Source organism: Nesterenkonia sp. K-15-9-6 (assembly GCF_052656005.1).
The window spans coordinates 1-21,727 of sequence record NZ_JBQYEY010000022.1 but is presented as its reverse complement, the minus strand read 5'-3'; the positions used below and the strand labels follow the sequence as shown (position 1 = coordinate 21,727).

The 21,727-nt window shown below is 70.2% G+C and carries 20 protein-coding genes; 14 read left to right on the top strand and 6 right to left on the bottom strand.

Annotation, left to right across the window (positions count from 1 at the left end; genetic code table 11):
- Positions 1-127: 127 nt before the first annotated feature.
- Positions 128-3,550, bottom strand: a complete 3,423-nt coding sequence (locus tag SD455_RS12955) for a glycosyltransferase (protein ID WP_445508347.1) — start codon at positions 3,548-3,550, stop codon at positions 128-130.
- Between the two features lie 106 nt (positions 3,551-3,656).
- Here SD455_RS12955 and ffh point away from each other — a divergent pair, with 106 nt between their 5' ends.
- The 14 genes from ffh (at position 3,657) to SD455_RS12885 (ending at position 16,080) form a co-directional block, all read left to right on the top strand.
- Positions 3,657-5,279 carry a signal recognition particle protein gene (gene ffh, locus SD455_RS12950; RefSeq protein ID WP_070161403.1) on the top strand — a complete coding sequence of 541 codons (1,623 nt, stop codon included), beginning with the start codon at positions 3,657-3,659 and terminating at the stop codon, positions 5,277-5,279.
- A 205-nt stretch (positions 5,280-5,484) separates the two neighbouring features.
- Positions 5,485-5,910 (top strand): 30S ribosomal protein S16, encoded by a 426-nt coding sequence (gene rpsP, locus SD455_RS12945; RefSeq protein WP_311024747.1) that lies wholly within the window; start codon positions 5,485-5,487, stop codon positions 5,908-5,910.
- 18 nt (positions 5,911-5,928) lie between these two features.
- On the top strand, positions 5,929-6,171 hold the full coding sequence (locus SD455_RS12940; RefSeq protein ID WP_070161407.1) for an RNA-binding protein: 243 nt from the start codon (positions 5,929-5,931) through the stop codon (positions 6,169-6,171).
- Positions 6,172-6,195: 24 nt separating this feature from the next.
- Positions 6,196-6,777 carry a ribosome maturation factor RimM gene (gene rimM, locus SD455_RS12935; RefSeq protein ID WP_083277662.1) on the top strand — a complete coding sequence of 194 codons (582 nt, stop codon included), beginning with the start codon at positions 6,196-6,198 and terminating at the stop codon, positions 6,775-6,777.
- 71 nt (positions 6,778-6,848) lie between these two features.
- Entirely contained in the window at positions 6,849-7,595 is a 747-nt protein-coding gene (gene trmD, locus SD455_RS12930) for a tRNA (guanosine(37)-N1)-methyltransferase TrmD (protein ID WP_070161409.1), read from the top strand.
- Positions 7,596-7,840: 245 nt separating this feature from the next.
- On the top strand, positions 7,841-8,233 hold the full coding sequence (gene rplS, locus SD455_RS12925; protein WP_070161411.1) for a 50S ribosomal protein L19: 393 nt from the start codon (positions 7,841-7,843) through the stop codon (positions 8,231-8,233).
- A 152-nt stretch (positions 8,234-8,385) separates the two neighbouring features.
- Complete coding sequence (gene lepB / locus SD455_RS12920; protein WP_070161413.1) at positions 8,386-9,093, top strand: signal peptidase I; 708 nt, start codon at positions 8,386-8,388, stop codon at positions 9,091-9,093.
- The gene (gene lepB, locus SD455_RS12915) at positions 9,083-9,862 is read left to right on the top strand and encodes a signal peptidase I (RefSeq protein ID WP_083277663.1); all 780 of its coding nucleotides are present in this window, start codon (positions 9,083-9,085) and stop codon (positions 9,860-9,862) included. Before lepB (SD455_RS12920) ends, lepB (SD455_RS12915) begins: the two co-directional genes overlap by 11 nt.
- Positions 9,862-10,563, top strand: a complete 702-nt coding sequence (locus SD455_RS12910) for a ribonuclease HII (RefSeq protein WP_070161415.1) — start codon at positions 9,862-9,864, stop codon at positions 10,561-10,563. The genes lepB (SD455_RS12915) and SD455_RS12910 overlap by 1 nt, the downstream gene beginning before the upstream one ends.
- A 150-nt stretch (positions 10,564-10,713) precedes the next feature.
- The gene (locus SD455_RS12905) at positions 10,714-11,124 is read left to right on the top strand and encodes a YraN family protein (protein ID WP_070161417.1); all 411 of its coding nucleotides are present in this window, start codon (positions 10,714-10,716) and stop codon (positions 11,122-11,124) included.
- Complete coding sequence (locus SD455_RS12900; protein ID WP_070161419.1) at positions 11,121-12,722, top strand: YifB family Mg chelatase-like AAA ATPase; 1,602 nt, start codon at positions 11,121-11,123, stop codon at positions 12,720-12,722. Before SD455_RS12905 ends, SD455_RS12900 begins: the two co-directional genes overlap by 4 nt.
- Positions 12,719-14,179 (top strand): DNA-processing protein DprA, encoded by a 1,461-nt coding sequence (locus tag SD455_RS12895; protein ID WP_445508346.1) that lies wholly within the window; start codon positions 12,719-12,721, stop codon positions 14,177-14,179. The genes SD455_RS12900 and SD455_RS12895 overlap by 4 nt, the downstream gene beginning before the upstream one ends.
- Before the next feature lie 21 nt (positions 14,180-14,200).
- Positions 14,201-15,268 carry a tyrosine recombinase XerC gene (locus SD455_RS12890; RefSeq protein WP_445508345.1) on the top strand — a complete coding sequence of 356 codons (1,068 nt, stop codon included), beginning with the start codon at positions 14,201-14,203 and terminating at the stop codon, positions 15,266-15,268.
- 308 nt (positions 15,269-15,576) lie between these two features.
- The gene (locus SD455_RS12885) at positions 15,577-16,080 is read left to right on the top strand and encodes a DUF3145 domain-containing protein (RefSeq protein ID WP_070161423.1); all 504 of its coding nucleotides are present in this window, start codon (positions 15,577-15,579) and stop codon (positions 16,078-16,080) included.
- A 229-nt stretch (positions 16,081-16,309) separates the two neighbouring features.
- Here SD455_RS12885 and fabF read toward each other — a convergent pair whose 3' ends face one another.
- The 5 genes from fabF to SD455_RS12860 all read right to left on the bottom strand — a co-directional run bounded on the left by fabF (position 16,310) and on the right by SD455_RS12860 (position 21,423).
- On the bottom strand, positions 16,310-17,554 hold the full coding sequence (fabF, locus tag SD455_RS12880) for a beta-ketoacyl-ACP synthase II (RefSeq protein WP_445508344.1): 1,245 nt from the start codon (positions 17,552-17,554) through the stop codon (positions 16,310-16,312).
- Between the two features lie 120 nt (positions 17,555-17,674).
- Positions 17,675-17,920: an acyl carrier protein gene (locus SD455_RS12875; protein ID WP_070161425.1), complete on the bottom strand. Its 246-nt coding sequence runs from the start codon at positions 17,918-17,920 to the stop codon at positions 17,675-17,677.
- A 144-nt stretch (positions 17,921-18,064) separates the two neighbouring features.
- A complete protein-coding gene (locus SD455_RS12870; protein WP_085437112.1) occupies positions 18,065-19,069 on the bottom strand; it encodes a beta-ketoacyl-ACP synthase III in 1,005 nt (334 codons plus the stop codon).
- A gap of 136 nt (positions 19,070-19,205) precedes the next feature.
- Positions 19,206-20,144: an ACP S-malonyltransferase gene (locus SD455_RS12865; protein ID WP_445508343.1), complete on the bottom strand. Its 939-nt coding sequence runs from the start codon at positions 20,142-20,144 to the stop codon at positions 19,206-19,208.
- Positions 20,145-20,247: 103 nt separating this feature from the next.
- Positions 20,248-21,423, bottom strand: coding sequence for a PucR family transcriptional regulator (locus SD455_RS12860; protein ID WP_070161427.1), 1,176 nt, complete (start codon positions 21,421-21,423; stop codon positions 20,248-20,250).
- Positions 21,424-21,727: the final 304 nt, after the last annotated feature.

Sequence of the window (21,727 nt, the reverse complement as noted above, 5' to 3'; positions counted from 1 at the left end):
AGCGCCTCCAGAGGCGGCGGACCGCACAGGGCGGGCTGTGCTTCACGGTAGCGGGCCTTGCGGGGAAGGGCCACAGCAGGATGGGCGGGCGGAACAGACAGGTCGGCTGACGCAGGCGGGCCGCAGGTCAGCCGGACCCGCTCTCGAAGAACCTCCTGGCCTTCGGTGACGTCCAACTGTACTCGCCGTAGGCTGCGGCGATCTCACGCAACACGGCCGCGGCCTCCGCCCGCTGGTGGGGGAGGACTCGCTTGTACTTGTCCAGGTACCAGGTGACGAAGAACTTCTCGAACCGCTGCTCCATGTAGGCCTCCAGCAGCCCGGTCTCGCGCAGCCAGGCCGCCCGGGCCTGCTCCAGGATGAGGTACTTGCGGAAGTAGCCCGGGGAGACGACATTGACGATCGAGGTGTCCACCGCGCCGTAGTAGGTGTACACGGGGCGGTACACCGGAGCGTAGGCCTCGGTGTGGAAGAGCATCTGCTGGAAGAAGTAGGTGTCCTGACCGACGGCCCCTTCCGGCTGGACGAGTCCCAGCCCCTTGAGCCAGTCGGTCCGGGCGACCAGGGCCTCGATGCTGGCCGGCCTGAAGCCGACAGCCGGCAGCGACTCCCGGTCCACGCGGAACAGTCCGTCGCGGTGTGGTATCGCTCCGGCGAACCACGCGTGGTAGTCGTGCACCGAATGCTTCCTGGTCCACACCGCCATGGTGCCCAGGGCGAAGTTCGCCTCTGGGGCCTGTTCGAGCGTGTCCATCAGCTCCCAGTAGCCGTCGTCGAGCTCCTCGTCATCCGGATCCAGGTAGGTCACGTACGGGGTGAAGCTCAGGGCCAGCCCCGTGTTGCGCGGACGGGAGGCGGAGCCCGAGCCCCCGCGGGCATGGTGGTAGGCGGTCACGTTCGGCCACCGGTGAGCGAGCTCCTCCACCGTGTCCACCGTCACCGGGTCGGTGGACCCGTCGTTGACCAGCAGGACGTGCATCCTCTCGAAGATCGAGGAGCGTCGCAGCGAGGCGAAGGCCTTGTGGCGCAGGTGGTCGCCGTTGTTGTAGATGGGCACGATCACCGCCAGCTGAAGGCCGAGCTCGTGGGCCGTGCGGCGAGCCTCCTGCTGGACCGCCTCGAGATCGTCTGCGGTCAGCGGCGACGGCGCCGGTCGACGTCGCGGTGGGGCGTCCCGTGTGCTCGGAGCCGCGGACTCCGGGGATGGCCGCGCCGCCTCGGACGACGAGCCGTCCGGCGGCGCGGGCGTGCCGGCGCTGCCGGACGCTGCGGACTCCCGCTCCAGGTTCGGGGTCATCGGGGTGCTCACCTCCGAGGCGGCAGCGACGCCGCGGACGACGTCCCAGAAGGACGGACGTGCGGAGGCCGGCGTCTCCGGGTGCTCGGCAGGGGCCGCATGCGGGGTCGTCGACCCCGCCGATGCGGTGCCCGACGCCTCTCGGGCGTCCCGACGCGAAGCGCCGGTGGTGAGCGGACCAGCCGGGCGATGGCCCAGGTGGTCCACGCAGTAGACCCGGCTCCGTTCGGCCGCCCGGAGCAGCTCCTGACGTGTCCCGAGGAGGTCAGGGGCCGGGCGCCACCAGGCCGTGAGCTCGAGCGCGAGGACTCCGCGGCGATGGCGGTGGGCCTGGGAGTCGCTGTCCGCGGCGTCGCCGGAGAGCTTCTGGGTCACCGGTGCCGACTGATAGCGGAACGCCGCCACATGGTCGGCCACGTAGGTGGGGGCATGGTGCCTGGTGGGGGAGACCGGCAGCAGCACGTCGAAGCTCCCGGCCGCGGCCTCCGCCCCGGACTCCTCCACCCGCCCGGCCAGCTCCTCCCACGTGATCAGCTCGACGTCGGCATGAGTCTGCTCGGCCATCTCGCGGGCGAGGTCGTCCGTGCGCTGCTCGGCGACCGCCAGGACCCTCTCCCGCACGGGCGTCACGTTCAGCCCCGCGCGCTCGCAGATGCGCCGCAGCACGTCGGAGGCGTGGTGGTCGGTGAAGACCTTGCGGATGCCGTCGCCCTGGACGCGGCGCAGCTCCTCCTGCGACATCAGCTGCAGGGTCTTGGCGACGTCCTCCGCGGAGTTCGCGATGTAGGTGTGCGGGTGGTAGGAGTTCAGGCCCTGGTTGTAGGTGGAGAGCACCATCGTGCCGCTGGCCTGCAGCTCCAGGATCTGCGGGTCGAACACCGCCTGCGAGTCGACGACGGCGTTGATGGTCAGCGCCACATCCATGGCTCGCTGCAGCGTGTCGGTGCCGTAGGTGAGGTCGATGTCGGCGGCCTCGTCCGCCGAGACCGTCCAAGGCCCGTAGCGGGTGGGGATCACCCAGTGCTCCGAGTCCGGCGCCTGCGCGGGGTGGGGCTGCAGGAGGACGACGGGACGACCGGAGATCAGGGCACCGTCGAGCAGCGCCGGGGCGTAGGGTGGGTCAGAGAGGTGGCCCGCCGGGTGCGTCTGCTCGCAGCCCAGCAGCGCCACCAGGTCGGTGCGCGCCGGGCGCGTGCCGATCGGACTGTGGATCAGCGGATTGACGCCCGCCGGGATCACGTCCACGCCGGTCGACTCGGTCTCCTGAGCGCGGTACAGGGCCGCGGCTTCGGCGTCGGTGGTGACGATCCGCGAGCATGCGCGCGCCAGCTCCGCGGTCTCCTCGACGGCGGTCCCTGCGGTGGACACCAGCACGGTGGGGACCCCTCTGCCCCGGAACGCGGGGATGACGGTCTCCGCGAGATGGCGCATCGTCAGCGCGTGCTCCAGCTCGGCCCGCGCGTCAGCAGCCTCGGCGGCCTCCGCGCCGTCGAGCGCGTCGCGAGCAGCGGGGGAGGCCGCGGCATCCTCGAAGCCGTCCTCCCAGAGCAGCGGGAGAGGCCCCGTGTCGGTGGCCACCAGCAGCAGGTCGAGGTCCTCAAGGTGCTCCCGCCACGTGGAGCCGGTCAGTGCCACGACGTCGGCGAGTCCGCTGAAGCGGGCCTGGACCCGGGGAGCCCCGATGATCCCCAGTCGCACCGGCAGGCGAGGACGAGAGATGCCCATCTCGCCGTCGGGGAGGCCCTGGGCGGCCTCGAGGGCCTCCTGGAGGCGATGCGCAGGCGTGTGCAGGGCCTGAGGCCCGATGGTGTCCGCAACGGTGAGCGCCTGCAGGTCGTCCGCGGTGAGTGAGGAGACCGCCCCCGGGGAGATGGTCGCGATCTGGGCGAGGAACTCGTGCCGCTGGCGGTGCTCCTCAGCGCGGCGCAGGTGGTCCCGAGCGTGGTCCCGGCGCAGCCGATCCGTCGGATGCGCCCCCGCGTCGGCCTCTGCGGCGGTCCTGGGTCGAGGTTCGGCACCGGTCTTGCGGACGTCGCCGTCGTCTCCCGCCGCGTCGTCGGTGCACCAGCTCCCGGCCGCCCGCCGATGGGCGTCCTCCACGGTCCGCAGCGCCGCGCGATGGGTGCGCAGAGCGGCGCCGAGCACATCCGTCTCGCGGAGTCGGCCGGGTCGGGGGGAGGGGGCAGCGGGGGAGCCGGTCAGGGAGCCTGTCGGCTCCTGCGGCCCCGCCGGGGGAGTCTCTGTCCAACGCACATTGCTACTCTAGAGGTTCGGCAGATGACACGCCCGGTCGGCCACGCGGGCCGGAGCGGCTCTGCCCTGCCTGCCCCAGCTCTGTCGATCTAAGGATCTGCACCCAGTGTTCAACTCCCTCTCCGATCGCCTCACAGCGACATTCAAGAACCTCCGCGGCAAGGGGCGCCTGACCGAGGCGGACATCGACGGCACAGCCCGTGAGATCCGTCGGGCCCTGCTGGACGCCGACGTCGCCGTTCCGGTGGTGCGTGAGTTCATCGCCCGCGTGAAGGCCCGTGCGCTGGGCTCTGAGGTTGCCGAGGCACTCAACCCAGGCCAGCAGGTCGTGAAGATCGTCAACGAGGAGCTCGTGGGCATCCTCGGAGGTCAGACGCGCGAGCTGCAGTTCGCCAAGCAGCCTCCCACCATCATCATGCTCGCCGGTCTCCAGGGCGCGGGAAAGACGACCCTGGCCGGGAAGCTCGCGTACCGACTGAAGAACCAGGGTCATACCCCCCTGCTGGTCGCGTGCGACCTCCAGCGCCCCAACGCGGTGAACCAGCTGCAGGTCGGCGGGCGGCGGGCCGGCGTGCCGGTGTATGCGCCGCATCCCGGGGTGTCCTCTGAGGAGGAGACGCCCACCGGGGACCCGGTGGGCGTGGCCCGCGACGGTGTGGCCGAGGCACGTGAGAAGCTCCACGACGTCGTCATCATCGACACCGCCGGCCGTCTGGGCGTCGACTCCGAACTGATGCAGCAGGCTGCCGACGTCAAGGCCGCCGTCGGTGCCCACGAGGTGCTGTTCGTCATCGACGCGATGATCGGTCAGGACGCGGTCACCACGGCGCAGGCCTTCAACGAAGGCGTGGACTTCACCGGCGTGGTGCTCTCCAAGCTCGACGGCGACGCCCGAGGCGGAGCCGCGCTCTCCGTGGCCTCGGTGACGGGGAAGCCCGTCATGTACGCCTCCACCGGTGAGGGGCTGAAGGACTTCGAGGTCTTCCACCCCGACAGGATGGCCCGGCGCATCCTGGACATGGGTGACGTGCTCTCGCTCATCGAGCAGGCCGAGGCCAGCTGGGACAAGGCCGAGGCCGCCAAGATGGCCCAGAAGTTCGCCGACCGGGAGGACTTCACCCTCGAGGACTTCCTCGCCCAGATGCAGCAGCTCAAGAAGATGGGCTCCATGAAGAAGCTGCTGGGCATGATGCCCGGCGCCCAGGGCATGCGGGAGCAGCTTGACCAGTTCGACGAGTCCTCGATCGGCCGCGTGGAGGCGATCATCTACTCGATGACCCCGCATGAGCGGGTCGCTCCGAAGATCATCAATGGCTCGCGTCGGGCCCGCATCGCCCGGGGTTCGGGCGTCCATGTCTCCGAGGTGAACCAGCTCCTCGAGCGGTTCACTCAGGCGCAGAAGATGATGAAGAAGATGGCCGGCGGGGGCGGGATGCCGCAGATGCCCGGCGGCGGAGGGGCGCCCGGCGGCGGGATGCCCGGGATGCCCGGCATGCCCGGTATGGGTGCCGGCAAGGGGCGGAAGAAGCCCGCCAAGGGCAAGGGGAAGAAGAAGGCGAAGTCCGGCAACCCGGCCCGCGCCGCGCAGGAGGCCCAGGAGGCGGAGCGCCGGAAGGCCGAGGCGGCCAAGAAGCGCATGGACGGTTCGAGCTTCGGAGCGGCCGGTGACGACGCCTTCGACCCGGCCCAGCTGAACCTGCCGAAGGGCTTCGAGAAGTACCTCAAGTGAGGCGCCGTGCGTCCGGGGCGCGTCGAATCGCGCCCTGAGGGTTTGTCTGGCACAATGGGCAGGTACTGTGATCGGCCGTGGCGACCCTCTGACCCTGCGGCAGATCACTGTTCCTTGAGCGGTCGCATCGACTGAGCAGCAATCCCCACGCAGCACGATGCTCGGCCGCGCCCCTGAAAACAAGAAACAGGAGTGGACCACTCAAGTGGCAGTCAAGATTCGTCTGAAGCGGATGGGTAAGATCCGCGCACCGTACTACCGTGTCGTCGTCGCCGACTCCCGCACCAAGCGTGACGGAGCGGCCATCGAGCAGATCGGCAAGTACCACCCCACCGAGGAGCCCTCGTTCATCGAGATCGACTCTGAGCGTGCCCAGTACTGGCTCTCCGTCGGCGCTCAGCCGACCGAGCAGGTCATGGCACTGCTGAAGATCACCGGTGACTGGCAGAAGTTCAAGGGCCTCGACGGCGCCGAGGGCACTCTGAAGACCAAGGCTCCCAAGGAGGAGTACCAGGTCCCGCAGAAGGGCTCGGTCATCGTCGGAACCTCCGAGAAGGCTCCCGAGAAGCCCCAGGCCGAGGAGTCCGCGGAGGCTTCCGCCGAGGAGACCACCGAGGACAAGGCTGAGTGATTCCGCGTGGCTGATGCAGTGCTGACCGATGCTCTCGAACACCTGGTGCGCGGCATCGTCGACTCACCTGATGACGTCGACGTCCGTCGTCGCAGCGGGCGCCGTCACGATGTGCTCCAGGTCCGGGTCCACCCGGACGACCTCGGCCGGGTCATCGGTCGAGCGGGGCGCACTGCCAAGGCACTGCGCACCGTGATCGCCGCGCTCCCAGACGGCGAGCACGTCCGCGTCGACGTGGTCGACACCGACCGGCGTCGCTGAGCGACGTCCCAGGCTGCGACCACTATGAGCACTGCCCAGAACGGGAAGCGCCCAGAGACGAGCGACCCGCAGGCACCGCCGGAGACGGCGGAGCGCCTGCGGGTCGCTCGCGTGGGCAAGCCGCACGGCGTCCGTGGCGAGGTCACGGTGCAGCTGTTCACCGATGAGCCCTCCGAGCGGCTCGCCCCCGGAGCCGAGCTCATCCGCACGCCGGGGCGGGACACCCTCGACCGGAGCACCACGTCGTTGACTGTGACCGGTCAGCGGTGGAACAAGAGCATCTGCCTGCTGCGGTTCGCCGAGGTCGACGACCGCGATGCCGCAGAGGCGCTGCGCGGCTCGTTCCTGCATATCGACGTCCCGGCGGAGCCGGAGGACGACGACGGCTGGTACAGCCATCAGATCGCCGGTCTGCGCTGCGTGGGCCCGGACGGTGAGGAGCTCGGCACCGCGCGGGAGCTCATCACCGGCGCCGCGCAGGACCTGCTGTCCGTGGGGACGCCTTCGGGTGAGGAGGTGTTGGTTCCCTTCGTCGTCGAGCTCGTTCCGGAGATCGACCTCGAGGCCCAGCTCATCCGCCTCAACCCTCCCGCCGGTCTCTTCTGACCCCACGTCCCGAGCCGTCAGGCCTCTCAGCCGGCCCTCCGTGACCGATGACCAGGAAGGCATCCGTTCTGATGCGCATCGACGCCGTCTCGATCTTCCCCGAGTTCTTCGACGTGCTGGACCTCTCGCTCATCGGCAAGGCCCAGCGTGACGGACTTCTGGAGCTGCGCCGCCACCAGCTGCGCGACTTCACCACCGACCGGCATCGCACGGTCGACGACACACCGACCGGCGGCGGCGCGGGCATGGTCATGAAGCCGGAGCCGTGGGCCTTGGCCTTGGAGAACGTGCTCGCGGCTCCGAGCCCCGCTGAGCGCCCCGTGCTGATCATCCCCACGCCCGCCGGTGACGTCTTCACCCAGCGCACCGCCGAGGAGCTGGCCGCACGGGAGCATCTCGTGTTCGCCGCTGGTCGCTACGAGGGCATCGACCAGCGCGTCACGGACTGGGCCCAGGAGCACTTCGACGTCCTGCCTCTGAGCATCGGCGACTACGTGCTCAACGGGGGGGAGGCGGCCATCATCGTGATGGTGGAGGCGATCACCCGTCTGCTTCCCGGAGTGCTGGGGAATCCGGAGTCCCTCGACGAGGAGTCCCACGCCGACGGCCTCCTCGAGTATCCCGTCTACACGAAGCCGGCCGTCTGGCGCGGGCATGAGGTGCCGGAGATCCTGCTCTCGGGCAACCACGCGAAGATCGACGAGCACCGGCGCCAGGAGCAGCTGCTGCGGACCCGGCGCATCCGCCCCGATCTCTACGCGAAGCACATCGTCGCCCAGGAGGAGGCGGCGCGGCGCGCCGACGAGGCCCAGGGCTGAGGGACTCGTCCCGGTCCGGTCGCCCAGGCGTCGACGATCTGGCATAATGGTCCTCCGTGCCTGCTGGACGGGTTCATCTGCCATGGGGGATGACCGTCAACAGTGAGGCCGCCGGTGCCGCTGATCCTGTCGGCGCCGGAGATCACACCTGATGACCTGCGCCCCGAGGGCATACGCCCGCCTCCGGGTGAGAGGTCTGTCGATCAGGACGAGTGACCTGTGGCAGTCGTCCGAGGAGAAACACCATGCACACTCTCGACTTCGTCGACGCAGCAAGCCTGCGTGATGACATCCCCGAGTTCGCCCCCGGCGACACCGTGAACGTGCACGTCAACATCGTCGAAGGCAAGACCACTCGTGTCCAGGTCTTCAAGGGTTACGTGCTCGGCCGCCAGGGTCGCGGCGTCGGCGAGACCTTCACCGTCCGCAAGGTCTCCTTCGGCGTCGGCGTGGAGCGCACCTTCCCGGTGCACTCCCCGGTGATCGAGAAGGTCGAGGTCGTCGCCCGCGGTGACGTCCGTCGCGCCAAGCTCTACTACATGCGTGACCGCCACGGCAAGGCCGCTCGCATCCGCGAGAAGCGCGAGTCGGCCATCGCCCGGCAGCAGGGCGAGGACGTCGAGGCGACCGAGGCCTGATCGGTCTGGACCAGGTCTGACCGGCTCCGGTCTGTCGGACCCGGTCCGATGTCCGACGAGCCGATCGGGCTGCGCCCATGTCGTCATCTCCGAACCCCGAGTCTCCCGGCACTGCCGATGAGGCTCGGGGTTCGTCGTCTGCTCAGCGACGCGTGAGGCTCTGGCATCTGATGCTGCTGACCGTGCTGGCGGCCGTGCTGGCCACCACGGCGGTGCGCACCTGGGTGGTCGACGTCTACACGGTCGACCAGAACTCGATGCAGCCCACCCTGGACGACGGCGAACGGATCCTGGTGGACCGCTCTTATCCGGGAAGTTCGGGTGCGGACCGTGGGGACGTCGTCGTCTTCGACGGCACGGGGTCCTTCACTCCGTACCAGGCAGACCATGGTGCGCTCGTGGAGCTGGCTGAGAGGGCAGGTCACTGGTTCGGCATCGGGTCGCCCCCACAGACCTATGTGAAGCGCGTGATCGGCGTCGGCGGCGACACGGTGGCCTGCTGTGACGAGCAGGGGCGTGTGACGGTGGACGGCGAACCGCTCGAGGAGCCCTACCTGGGGTGGCGTCCCAGCCCCGAGGAGCCGGCCTCCGAACAGTCCTTCGACGTCGAGGTGCCCCCGGGACGCCTGTGGGTCATGGGCGACAATCGCGACGAGTCGGTGGACTCGCGAGCCCTGCTCGGGGCTCCGGGCGGCGGTATGATCAGCGAGGATCGGCTGATCGGCCGCGCTACCGATGTCTTCTGGCCCTGGAGCGCGCGGCGTGACCTCGCCGAGGACAGCACGTCCGCAGCGGACCCGCATCCCCTGCTGGGATCCGCCGACGACCACGAACGCCAGGAGGGCACGGATGAGCAGTGAGGACGAGCCGCGCGGCGTGTCCGAGGAGCCCGCTTCGGGTGAGGGGACGGGAGGTCCGGACCGGCCCGGGGCCGACGGTCCGCAGGAGCGCCGCCGGCTGCGGGATCGCAGTCCGGCCGCCGCCTTCCTGGTCGAGATCGCGACCATCGTGGTGCTCGCGCTGATCATCTCCTTCGTGGTGAAGACCTTCCTGATGCGGGCGTTCTACATCCCGTCGGAGTCGATGGAGTCGACGCTGGAGGTCGATGACCGCATCGTGGTGAACCTGCTGGCACCGGAGGTCATGGACGTCGAGCGGGGAGACGTCGTGGTCTTCGAGGACACGCGCGGATGGTGGGGTGCCGCGGAGGCCGCCGACACGACGGCGCTGCAGGACACACTGATCTTCCTGGGCCTCATGCCTGACACCTCGGCGCACTACGTGGTCAAGCGGGTGATCGGGATGGACGGCGACGAGGTGGAGTGCTGCGACGACTCCGGCAGGATCAGCGTCAACGGCGAACCCATCCACGAGCCGTACCTGTTCCCCGGAGACGCCCCGAGCCAGACTGAGTTCTCCGTGACGGTGCCGGAGGGTCACGTCTGGCTGCTCGGTGACCACCGATCGGCCTCGGCGGACTCGAGAGCTCATGTGCAGGACGGTGACATGGGAGCGGTGCCGCTCGACGACGTCATCGGCCGCTCGACGGCGATCATCTGGCCCTGGGACCGGTGGGCCGGTGGCGGGTCGGACCGCGACCCCTTCATCGAGGTGCCGGAGGCGCCCTGATGCCGGAGAACGCGACGCTGCTGCCGGAGCTGGCCCTGGCCTCGTCGATCGGTGCGCGCTACGTCGCCGGAGTGGACGAGGTGGGCCGTGGGGCGTTGGCCGGGCCCGTGACCGTCGGCGTGACGGTCTTCGACCTCTACGAGCCTGGACTTGAGTACTGTCCCACGACGGGCGTGGTCGAGGGGCTCGACGGGGTGCGAGACTCGAAGCTGCTGACCGCCGCAGCTCGGCAGCGATGGGCTCCGGTGGTGCTCGAACGGGCAGCCTCGTGCAGCGTCCAGCACCGAGAGGCCGCCCGCATCGACCAGATCGGCATCACGGCGGCGCTCCGCGAGGCGGGCCTGGCGGGCCTGGACGAGGTGGAGAACTCGCTGGGGCTCGCCGTCGACGCGGTCATCCTCGATGGCTCCCATGACTGGCTGACGGGCGGGGCGTCCCCGCGCGTCCATCCTCTGGTGAAGGCTGATGTCAAGGCCCTCTCCGTCGCGTCGGCCAGTGTGGTGGCGAAGGTGCGCCGCGATGCCCTGATGGCGGACCTGGCGCAGCAGCACCCCGGCTACGGCTGGGAGTCGAACCGCGGCTATGGCTCGGCGGCCCACCGTGCAGCCCTGGTGGAGCGGGGGCTGACCCCTCAGCATCGGCGCTCCTGGAAGCTGGTGCCGGGAAGGCATTCCCTCCGGGACGCCGCCCTCCGCCGGTGACTCGGGCCGGCACGTGGCGTCTTCCGTTCCTCCACAGGAGCGACCGGTGGGCTGACGACACGCCCAGCCCTCCACAGACCGCGTCGCGGAGCTCGTGGGCTTTTCGGCGGCGGGGCAGAGTGGTGCGCACCGAGGAAGGGAGCACCACAGATGGAGATCACTCCGTCGCGGCACCAGCACCAGGCGCCGCCGAGCAAGGACGAGCTGGGACTGCTGGGGGAGGAGTACGCGGAGACGCACCTGGTCGCGGCCGGCCACATCGTGCTGGACCGACGCTGGCGCAGCCGCCACGGTGAGCTGGACCTGATCACTCTCGACGACGGCGTCCTGGTGGCCGTCGAGGTCAAGACCCGCCGTGGCCGTGGCTGGGGTCATCCGTTCGAAGCCGTGACCCCGGTGAAGCTGCACCGGCTGCACCGGCTGCTCCGCGAGTACGCCGCTCAGCACAGCGGCGTGCGGGTGCCTCTGCGTGTGGACGCCGTCTCGGTGCTCTTCCCCGCCGAGCGCGACACCGCACTGGGTGTGCCGCAGATCGAGCACCTGGAGGACCTGCGGCCATGAGCATGGGACGCGCCCGCTCGGTGGTGCTCGTGGGAGTCCAAGGGCACCTGATCGACGTGGAGGCCGACATCGGCCAGTCGCTGCCGGCCTTCATCCTCTTGGGGCTGCCGGACGCATCGCTGCGGGAGAGCCAGGACCGCATCCGGTCCGCGGCGAAGAACTCCGGACTGGACCTGCCCTCCCGGCGGCTGACCGTGAATCTGCTGCCTGCTTCTCTGCCGAAGTCCGGCTCAGCCCTGGATCTGGCGATTCTGATGAGCGCGTGGGCGGCCGACGGGCTGGTCGCCGGCACCGACGAGGTGGTCTTTCTGGCTGAACTCGGTCTGGACGGCCGCCTGCGCCCGGTGCGAGGCGTTCTGCCTGCGGTCGCGGCTGCCGCGCGGGCCGGGGCGGTGCGTGTGGTGGTCTCCCGACAGAACGCGGCCGAGGCCGCGCTGGTGCCCGGCATCGAAGTCTGGGCCGCGTCCCATGCCTACGAGGTTGCCCAAGGCTTCGCCGTGTCCGGACGGCGGGATCGCGGCGTCGCCGGCGTGGATCCACGCCGTCTTCCGGTGGACCCGGATGTGGTGATGGACCGCCACACCGGCAGCGCCGCGGCGGACCAGGACGTGGAGCCGGGACCCGAAGCCCTGCCCGATCTCGCAGAGGTCCGTGGGCAGCCCCAGGCACGGTTCGCGCTGGAAGCGGCCGCCGCCGGTGGTCACCATCTCCTCCTCATGGGTGCACCCGGCGCCGGGAAGACCATGTTGGCGGAACGACTGCCCGGCGTCCTTCCACCGCTGGGCGACGATGAGGCGATGGAGGTGACCGCCATCGGCTCGGTGGCGGGGCCGACGGGACCTGTCACGGCCCTGACACGACGTCCTCCCTTCGAAGCGCCGCATCACAGCGCCAGCACGGCGGCGATCGTCGGCGGCGGCTCCCGGCTGCCCCGCCCGGGCGCGGTGACGCGGTCCCACCGGGGCGTCCTGTTCCTCGATGAGGCGCCGGAGTTTCAACGCTCCACCTTGGATGCCCTGCGTCAGCCTTTGGAGACGGGGGCGGTGACTCTGCACCGATCGGCGGGCACCGTCACGTATCCCGCGCGTTTCCAGCTGGTCATGGCTGCGAATCCGTGTCCATGCGGGATGGCTGTGGGCACCGGGCGGGACTGTACCTGCACGGTGCTGCAACGCCGGTCCTACCTCGCGCGGCTCTCTGGTCCGCTGCTGGACCGCATCGACCTGCAGGTCCAGGTGGAACGGCCTCGATCCGCCGCCATGGCCCTGGCGGAGCCCGGAGAGAGCTCCGCCGAGGTGCTGCGGCGTGTGATGGGGGCTCGCGGCGCCCAAAGGGAACGGCTCGCCCCCTGGGGCTTGAGGACGAACGGGGACCTCCCGCTGCGACTGCTCACCGGACCGCTGCGGCTGACACCCGCCAGCACCCGGGCGCTCGATGCGAGCCTGGATCGGGCGGTGCTCTCGCTCCGCGGCTATGTCCGGGTGCTCCGTCTGGCTTGGACGCTGGCCGACCTCGCCGGCCAGTCCTGCCCAGGGACCGAGGAGGTCGATGCGGCGATGCAGCTGAGGCAGACCGCGGAGGAGAGGAGGGCGGCATGAACGGGGCCGTCGGACAGGACCGAGGGAGACCTGCTGTCGACGAGGATCTGCTCCGGGTGCGGGCCGAGCTGAGTCGCCTGGTCGAACCCGGTGACGCACTCGCCGGGCTGCTGGTCGCTCATCTGGGGCCGGTAGAAGCCCACGCCCTGATCATGTCGGAGGCAGATCCTGGGGCGACGCTGACCACTCAGATCGGGGAACTGGGGGCACAGTCCGGGCTCGGTGCGAGACAACGCGATCTCCATGCTGGGCTGGCCCGTTGGCGCACTCGCCGGAGGCAGGCCCAGGGGGCGCGTGACCTGGAGACCATCTGGAGGTTCGGAGGGGGCCTGACTGTGCCGGAGGACCCATGGTGGCCCAGTGAGCTCGAGGATCTCGGCGGGGCCGCGCCGCTGGCGCTCTGGCATCGTGGCGCCGGGTCGCGCATCGAGGCCGCATGGGGCCGGCTGCCGCGTCTGCCCCGTCGGGTCGCCGTCGTCGGCTCGCGGGAGGCGAGCGACTACGGGCTGCGGGTCACAGCCGAGATCGTCGAGGACCTGGTGGGCCACGGTGTCTGCATCGTCTCCGGAGGGGCCTACGGTATCGATGCCGCCGCCCATCGTGCCGCGCTGCGCCGCGACGGTGCGGCGCCGCACGGTGCGGCAGGCCCGACAGCGGATGGGGCGATCCTCAGAGGTGCCGAGGCGGCCGCTCCGACCGTCGCGGTCCTCGCAGGGGGCCTGGACCGATTCTATCCCGCCGGCAATGACTCCCTCCTGCGGGCGGTCGGGGAGCACGGCCTGCTGGTGAGCGAGATGCCGCCCGGTGGGAGTCCGACCAGACACCGCTTCCTGCACCGGAACCGGTTGATCGCTGCGCTGACCGCGGCGACGGTCGTGGTGGAGTCCCGATGGCGGTCCGGGGCGCAGAACACGGCCCACCACGCCTTGGGGCTCGGTCGACCGGTCGGTGCTGTGCCGGGCAGTGTGCATGCGGCGAGATCCGCAGGCTGTCACCGGCTCCTGCGCGAGACCCCCGCCGAAGTGATCACAGATGCCGCTGACGTCGTCAGCCTCATCGCTGAGGTGACCCCGACAGCCACCAGCGCCGGGCCTGCGGATCCGCGCATCGGAGGACTCGACCAGCCGAGACTTCCGCTGCCGGAACGGTCGGGTCCCACGGTCTCCGTGCGCACAGCGGGCGATCGGGGCGGCCGAGGGCAGGACGCCGGGGACAGCGGAGCCCCGGGGGAGCGCGCGAGGATCACGGAGGTGCTGGATGGCCTGGACCAGACCGACAGGCTGCTGTTCGATGCGTTGCCGCTGCGGCGGCTCAGCACCGCCGGAAAGCTGTCGGAAGTGGCGGGACTGCCCATGCCGCAGGTGCTGGGCGGGCTCACCCGGCTCCAACGGTGCGGCCTGGCGCGGGAGTCGGGCGGCCGCTGGGGGCGGAGCCACGGTGTGCCGCCGACGTCGTGATCGCACCGATAGACTGCCGACATGGAGGACAGGGACGATCCGGCCACAGGCCGGAGAGCCAGACCGCCGGGCGGCAGTCCGGACGGCGACCTCGCGCGCGTGCCCGCCGACGATGCCGTGGGTGCCGTGGGTGCCGTGGGTGCCGTCGATGCCGCGGATGCCGCGGATGCCGAGCAGGACGCCCTGCTCCGGGACTACCTGACCCATCTGAGCGCAGAGCGGGGACTCTCGGCGCACACTGTGCGCTCGTACCGCACTGACCTTCGTCAGCTTCGGCAGGCCGTGGGTCCACTGGCTCGGCTGGACCTGCTCCGTCTGCGCACCTGGCTGGCGGACCTCCACGACGCCGGTCTCGGACGGGCGACCGTGAACCGCAAGATCGCGGCGGTCCGCAGCTTCACCGCGTGGGCGCACCGTCGTGGTTCCCTGCCCGAGGACCCCTCAGTGCGGCTTCGGACCGCGCGGACGGCCCGCCGCCTGCCGGACGTCCTACAGGACTGTCAGGTGGATGAGCTGATCACCCGGCTCACCGAGCGGTGCCGGGACACTGCGGAGTGGCGCGCGGAAGCCCCGATCGACCACGCCGTTGCCCTGCGGGACCTCGCCATGGTCGAGCTCCTCTACGCGACCGGCATGCGTGTGGCGGAGCTGGTCGGGCTCGACGTGCCGTCGTTCGCCGCCGATCGCCGGATGGTCCGCGTACTGGGCAAGGGGGACAAGGAACGGATGGTGCCCTACGGCGTGCCCGCCGAGCAGGCCGTCGAAGCCTATCTGGAGCAGGGGCGCCCGCGTCTCGTCACGGAGCGCTCCGGGCAGGCCGTCTTCCTGGGACGTCGCGGGGCGCGCATCGACCAGCGCACGGTCCGTCGGGTGGTCGATGTTCTGCTCGAAAGCCTCGGCACCACGGCGGCCCGGGGTCCTCACGCGCTGCGTCACAGCGCCGCCACCCATCTGCTCGACGGTGGTGCAGATCTGCGGACAGTGCAGGAGCTGCTGGGACACGCCTCCTTGTCGACCACTCAGCTCTATACCCACGTCTCCGTCGAAGGCCTGCGTGCTGCCTATGGACAGGCGCATCCTCGGGCCTGAGCCTGCGCGGACGTCCTGCGGGAGCGTGAGCGCCCGCCACAGGTGACCGGGGCGAGGGGTGACGAGACACAGCCCTCACAGATGGTGTCGCGGCGCACGCTCACCTGTTAAGCTGTCCACGGAGTCCAGGCCGCTCGGCCGGCGTTCGTCAGAGCGCAGGCGTTCGGTCGGCCCTGACTCCACTTGGCAGATGAGTCATCGCTCATGCACAATTGTCGAGTCACAGCTTCATACTGCAGATGCACTCATCCGGTGCCGCGCTGTCGGTCGTAGGGGAAGACGTACCAACAGCACAACGGAGGATGGATATGTCTGCACACACGGCCCGGGGTGTCCTGCACATCCACTCGGCGCCTGCTGCGCTCTGCCCGCATGTCGAATGGGCGGTGTCGTCAGTGGTGGATGCGCGAGTGGACTTCCAGTGGGAGCCCCAGCCCGCCTCGCCCGGCACGTTCCGCGCCGAGCTGAGCTGGCGCGGCACCCAGGGGGTCGGAGCCACGTTGGCCTCCACCCTGCGGAGCCTGGCGCAGTTGCGCTTCGAAGTCACGGAGGATCCCAGCCCGGGCTGTGACGGCAGCCGCTGGTCCCACACTCCGGAACTCGGGATCTTTCACGCCACCACCGACGTCCACGGCAACATCCTGGTCTCCGAGGACCGGATCCGCTATGCCTATGAGATGGGGGCCGGCGACCCCTCTGTGGTCTATCAGGAGCTCTCGCTGGCCCTGGGCGAGGCCTGGGACGAGGAGCTGGACCCCTTCCGCCACGCGGCCGAGGGCGCACCGGTGCGATGGCTGCACCGCGTCGGCTGATCGGCTGACGCCTGTCGGTCCGGTGGAGCCCTCCTCCGTCCACCGCCGACGTCTGAACCTGCCGCTGAATCGCCTTCGGGCGATCGCTTCCCACGCGGCACCGCTTCCCACAGCGTGACAGAAGGGCGGTCTGTCCAGGATCAGCAGATCCCGGGCAGGCCGCCCTTCGCACGTCCTGTGAGATCCCCGGTGGGGAACGCTCAGAGTACGATCGGAGCCGAGGCTGCGATCAGACGGTGCGGAACGCCACCACCGAATTGTGCCCGCCGAAGCCGAAGGAGTTGCACAGGGCGACCTGATCGCCGGCCGGCAGTTCACGCGCCTGCCCGGTGACCACGTTCAGCGGCATGTCCGGGTCCTGGTTCTCGAGGTTGATGGTGACGGCGGCCTTGCGGTCGTGGAGAGCCAGCACGGTGAGCAGGGACTCCACGGCACCAGCGGCGCCCAGCAGGTGACCGGTCTGGGACTTGGTCGCCGAGACGCAGACCTCGTCGAGGCGATCCCCCAGGGCCGACTTCAGCGCCGTGTACTCCGGCTTGTCGCCGACCGGCGTCGAGGTGGCGTGGGCGTTGACATGCGTGACGTCCTCCACCGAGGCGCCTGCGTCGGCCAGCGCCTTGCGCAGTGCCCGAGTAGCCCCCATGGCCTCCGGGTCGGGTGCGGTGATGTGGTGAGCGTCAGAGGTGACGGCGGCTCCGGCCAGTTCGGCATAGATGGTGGCGCCACGGGCCTTGGCATGCTCCTCGGTCTCCACCACCAGGGCACCGGCGCCTTCACCCATGACGAAGCCATCGCGGTCGACGTCGTAGGGGCGAGACGCCGCGGCAGGGTCGTCGTTCCGGCGGGAGAGCGCCTGCATCGAGGAGAACGCCGCCAGCGGAAGCGGGTGGATGGCGGCCTCGGTGCCGCCGGCCATGACGACGTCGGCCTCGCCCTCCCGCAGCATCCGGATGGCCATCTCCAGGGCTTCGGTGCCCGAGGCGCAGGCCGAAACGGCGGTCCGAGCGCCGGCCCGGGCGCCCAGGTCCAGGCTGATGGCCCCGGCGGCGCCGTTGGGCATCAGCATCGGCACGGTCATGGGCATCACGCGGCGAGGCCCGCGTTCACGCAGGGTGTCCCACGAGTCGAGCAGGGTCCACACACCTCCGATACCGGTGGCGAAGGACACCCCGAGGCGTTCTGGATCGACGTCGGCCTCATCCAGGCCGGCATCCTTCCACGCCTGACGGGAGGCGACCATGCCCAGCTGCGTGGAGCGGTCCATGCGCCGGGTCTCGGGCCGGGCGAGCACTTCCGCGGGCTCGACCTGGACCTCGGCTGCGAAGGTGACGGGGAGCTGGTACTGCTCGACCCAGTCGTGCTCGAGGGTCTTGGCGCCCGGCGTGCCGGTCAATGCGTTCTTCCACAGGGTCGGCACGTCGCCGCCGATGGGTGTGGTGGCGCCGAGGCCGGTGATGACGAGACGGCGTGTCATGGATCTACCTCTGGTCAGTGGTGGATGGTGGGTCTTCAGTCGGGAGCGGGCCGGCGCACGGCCCGAGATCGTCGGAACCTGCGGCGCCTGCCCGCTCCCCGGACACTGAGGCCGGGCAGGTCAGCCCTTGGCGTCGGCGATGAAGGTGACGGCGTCGCCGACGGTGGAGAGGTTCTTGACCTCTTCGTCGGGGATCTTCACGTCGAACTTCTCTTCGGCGTTGACCACGATGGTCATCATCGAGATCGAGTCGATGTCCAGGTCCTCCGTGAAGGACTTCTCCAGCTGGACCTCTTCGGTCTCCAGTCCGGTCTCCTCGTTGACGATCTCAGCCAGGCCGGCGAGGATCTCGTTCTTGTCAGCCACGGGGCTGCTCCCTTCTGTTCGGTCGTACGAGTCGCTCGTACGGTGTTCTGGTGTGTGCCTCAGGTGTCCCTGACGCTGTCGGCCTGGCCGGGCGGCTGTGCGACGCCTCGACCAGGACATCTGTGGTGGTCCTCCGCGCCCGGGTCAGGGCAGGCGGACGACCTGGGCGCCGTAGACGAGCCCGGCGCCGAAGCCGATCTGCAGGCACAGCCCGCCGGAGAGCTCGGGGTTCTCCTCCAGCAGCCGGTGGGCGGCCAGCGGGATGGACGCGGCGGAGGTGTTTCCCGCATCGGCGATGTCGCGTCCGACGAGCACGTGCTCCGGGAGCTTGAGCTGCTTGACCATCTCGTCGATGATCCGGATGTTGGCCTGGTGCGGCACGAAGGCGGCGAGATCCTCGGCCGTGATGCCCGCGGCGTCGAGGGCCTTCTGCGCGGTCTTGGCCATCTCCCAGACGGCCCACCGGAAGACGGTCGGTCCGTCCTGCCGCAGAGTGGGCCAGAGGGTGGTCTCCGGATCCAGCAGCTCACCGGCGTCGCCGGTCTCCCGAGCTCGCGCCAGCGCGTCGCGCAGCGGGATCAGCGAACCGTTCATCGACACGGAGTCCCACTTCTCGCCGTTGGAGCCCAACAGGCTGGGGGAGATGCCCGGCGTCTCGGCCGGGCCGACGACGGCCGCGCCGGCACCGTCTCCCAGGAGGAAGGAGATGCTGCGCTCATGGTTGTCGATCACGTCGGAGAGCTTCTCGACGCCGATCACCAGGACATGCTTCGCGAGTCCGGAGCGGACGAAGGAGTCGGCCTGGGCGATGCCGTAGCAGTATCCGGCGCAGGCCGCGGAGATGTCGAAGGCCGCCGCCGGGGTGGAGCCGATCCGGTGGGCGACCGCGGCGGCCGCTGAGGGCGTCTGATAGGGGTGCGTGACGGTGGCGACGATGACGGCGCCGACGTCCTCGCCGGTGAGTCCGGCCTTCTCCAGGGCTTCCCGGGCCGCGCCCTCTGCCATGTCCACCACGGAGACGTCCGCGGCCGCACGGTGGCGGGTTCGGATTCCGGTGCGCTGGCGGATCCATTCGTCGGAGGAGTCGATCCACTGGCAGATCTGCTCGTTGTCGACGATGACATCCGGGCGGTAGGCGCCCATGCCCATCACCTGGGTGCCGGCGACGGTCTCGGTCTGATTGAGTGTGGCTGTCACGGAAGCTGTCCTTGCTGTGAATCGGCGCTGCCGGAGGGCAGCTGCGGGGATCGGGGCGCGGCTCGGCGCATCGGACGGTGAGTGGGGCTCAGGCGTGGTCGGCGACGAACGTCCGGGCGGCGTCGAGGTCGTCGGGGGACTTGACGGCCAGAGCGGCCACACCCTTGAGGCCGCGCTTGGCGAGCCCGGTGAGAGTGCCGCCGGGAAGAAGCTCCAGCACACCGGTGACGCCGGCGGCCTTCATGGACTCCATGCACAGGTCCCACCGCACGGGACGTGTGACCTGTTCCACGAGTCGGTCCAGGACTTCGCCCCCGGATGCGACGGCCTGGCCGTCGCGGTTGGAGAGCAGACGTGCCATCGGGTCCTGCACCGAGAAGTCCGCCACGGCGGCGGCCAGAGTCTCCTGGGCGGGGGCCATGTGCTGGGTGTGGAAGGCGCCGGCCACCTTCAGCGGGATCACCCGGGCGCGGGCCGGGGGCTCAGCCTCCAGGGCCGCGATCCGGTCGGCCGTGCCGGCTGCCACGATCTGTCCGGGGCCGTTGGCGTTGGCGGCGGTCAGGCCGTGGGCCTCGATGCTCTCACGCACCTGGTCCTCGACGCCGCCGAGCACCGCCGCCATGGAGGTCGCCTCCGCGGCGGCCGCCTGCGCCATGCCCTGCGCGCGGACTCGGATCAGGCGCAGCGCCTGATCCGCGCTGAGCACTCCGGCCAGGGCGGCGGCCGGCACCTCACCGACGGAGTGGCCGGCGAAGAGCAGCTGGTCGGTGTCCACAGCCTCGGTGGTGTGACCGGGGGTCAGGCCCAGGGCGCGCGCCGACAGAAGAGACGCGGCGACGATGAGGGGCTGGGCGAGTGCGGTGTCGCGGATGGTGTCCTCGTCGGACTGGGTGCCGTGGAGGACCAGGTCGGTCTCCGCGACCTCCGACCATTCCTGCAGCGTCTCGCGGGCGGAGTCGTCCTCGAGCCACGGCGAGAGGAAGCCGGAGGACTGGGAGCCCTGTCCAGGGCAGATGATCGCTAGCACACTACCAACCTTCCATATCGCAGCTGCTCGGAGCGGGGCATGGGTGGACCAAGCTCTCCGGGGACCTTTGTGGGGTCTCTACAAACCCGAGGCCAGGACGAGTCTACAGGCGTCCGACGGCCAGAGCGGTCTGCAGCACGTACGCGTCGCGCGGCTCCGTCGGGTCCCAGCCCGTGATTTCTGTGACGCGGCGGAGCCGATACCGCACGGTGTTCGGGTGGACGTAGAGCGCGCGGGCCGTCCCCTCCAGCGACCGGCCGGCGCTGATGTATGCCGTCACGGTCTCGAGCAGACCGTTGCCGGCAGCGGCCAACGGCACGAAGGTCGCCTCGCGGAGCATCTGCCGGGCCGTGTCGTCCCCGGCCAGCGCACGTTCCGGGAGGAGGTCGTCGGCAGCCACCGGATTCGGGGCCAGGGTCCAGGCCGGGGCGGCGCTGTGTCCGGAGTAGGCGGCCTGGGCGCAGCGATGCGCCTGCTCGATGGAGCCGGAGATGCGCGAGTAGACCACGTGCCCCTCGCCGAAGCTGGACATGATGCGTTCCAGACCCCCATCGAGGTCGGTCACGCCGCCGAGCAGCAGGACCAGCCTGTCGCCCTGGACGCCGACCACCGCATCCGCCGCGAAGCGCACGCACTGCCGCCTCAGGTGGCTCATGAAGGCGGCGTCCGCCTGGTCGGGCGCGGGTCCGACCACGACCACGACTCCCGACGAGCTGCGCCAGCCGACGGCGGAGGCACGGGAGGCGATCTGCTCTCCGGCCTCACCGCGCAGCACGGCGTCGACGAGCAGGGCCTCCAGGCGCGAGTCCCAGGCGCCGCGGGACTCGGCGGCACGGGCGTAGACGTCGGCGATGGCGAAGGCCACCTCGCGCGAATAGCGCAGCACGGCTTCGAGCATGCCCTGCTGATCGTCGGCGGGCACCAGGCCGGGGAGCCGATGCTCCACCGCTTCGACGATCGTGCGGATCAGCTGCAGGGCACGCTGGAGCGAGATGGTCCGCATGAGGTCCTGCGGCGCGGAGCCGAGGAGCTCGTTGACCAGGGGCAGGGAACGTGTCTGCGGGTTGTCCAGCCAGTTGACCAGGCCGAGGATGCCGCGCTGGGCGATCAGCCGCAGGGAGGCGCGCTCGTCGGTGGTGAGCTGCCGGTACCAGGGCAGCGTGCCCTCCAGGTGGAGGTTCACCGCCGTGGTGAGGTGGTCGGTGTGCCGCCGCAGGACCTCCAGGGAAGCCTCGGAGACCCGGGCGGGCGGAGGCAGCTGAGGGGCGGAGGCGGTCATGGGCCCTGAGCCTAGTCGGTCAGGGATGTGACCGGCCAGTTGTGCCTCTCCTACAAAAACAGGCGTCGACGGGCCCGGAGCCGAACACAGATCAGGGGCCGCTCGACCGGTGTGCGGTCGCGCGGCCCCTGATCTGCGGGACGGACCTGTGGGGACGTCAGCCTCGGCGGCGTGCCTCCGTGTCCTCGGTCCTCAGCCCAGGCGATGGTCCTCAGCCCAGGTGTTGGTCCTGGGCTCAGGCATCGCCTCCTGTGGACCCCGAGGTCCCAGCATTGGGATCAGAGAGCTGGTACTTCTCGATCGC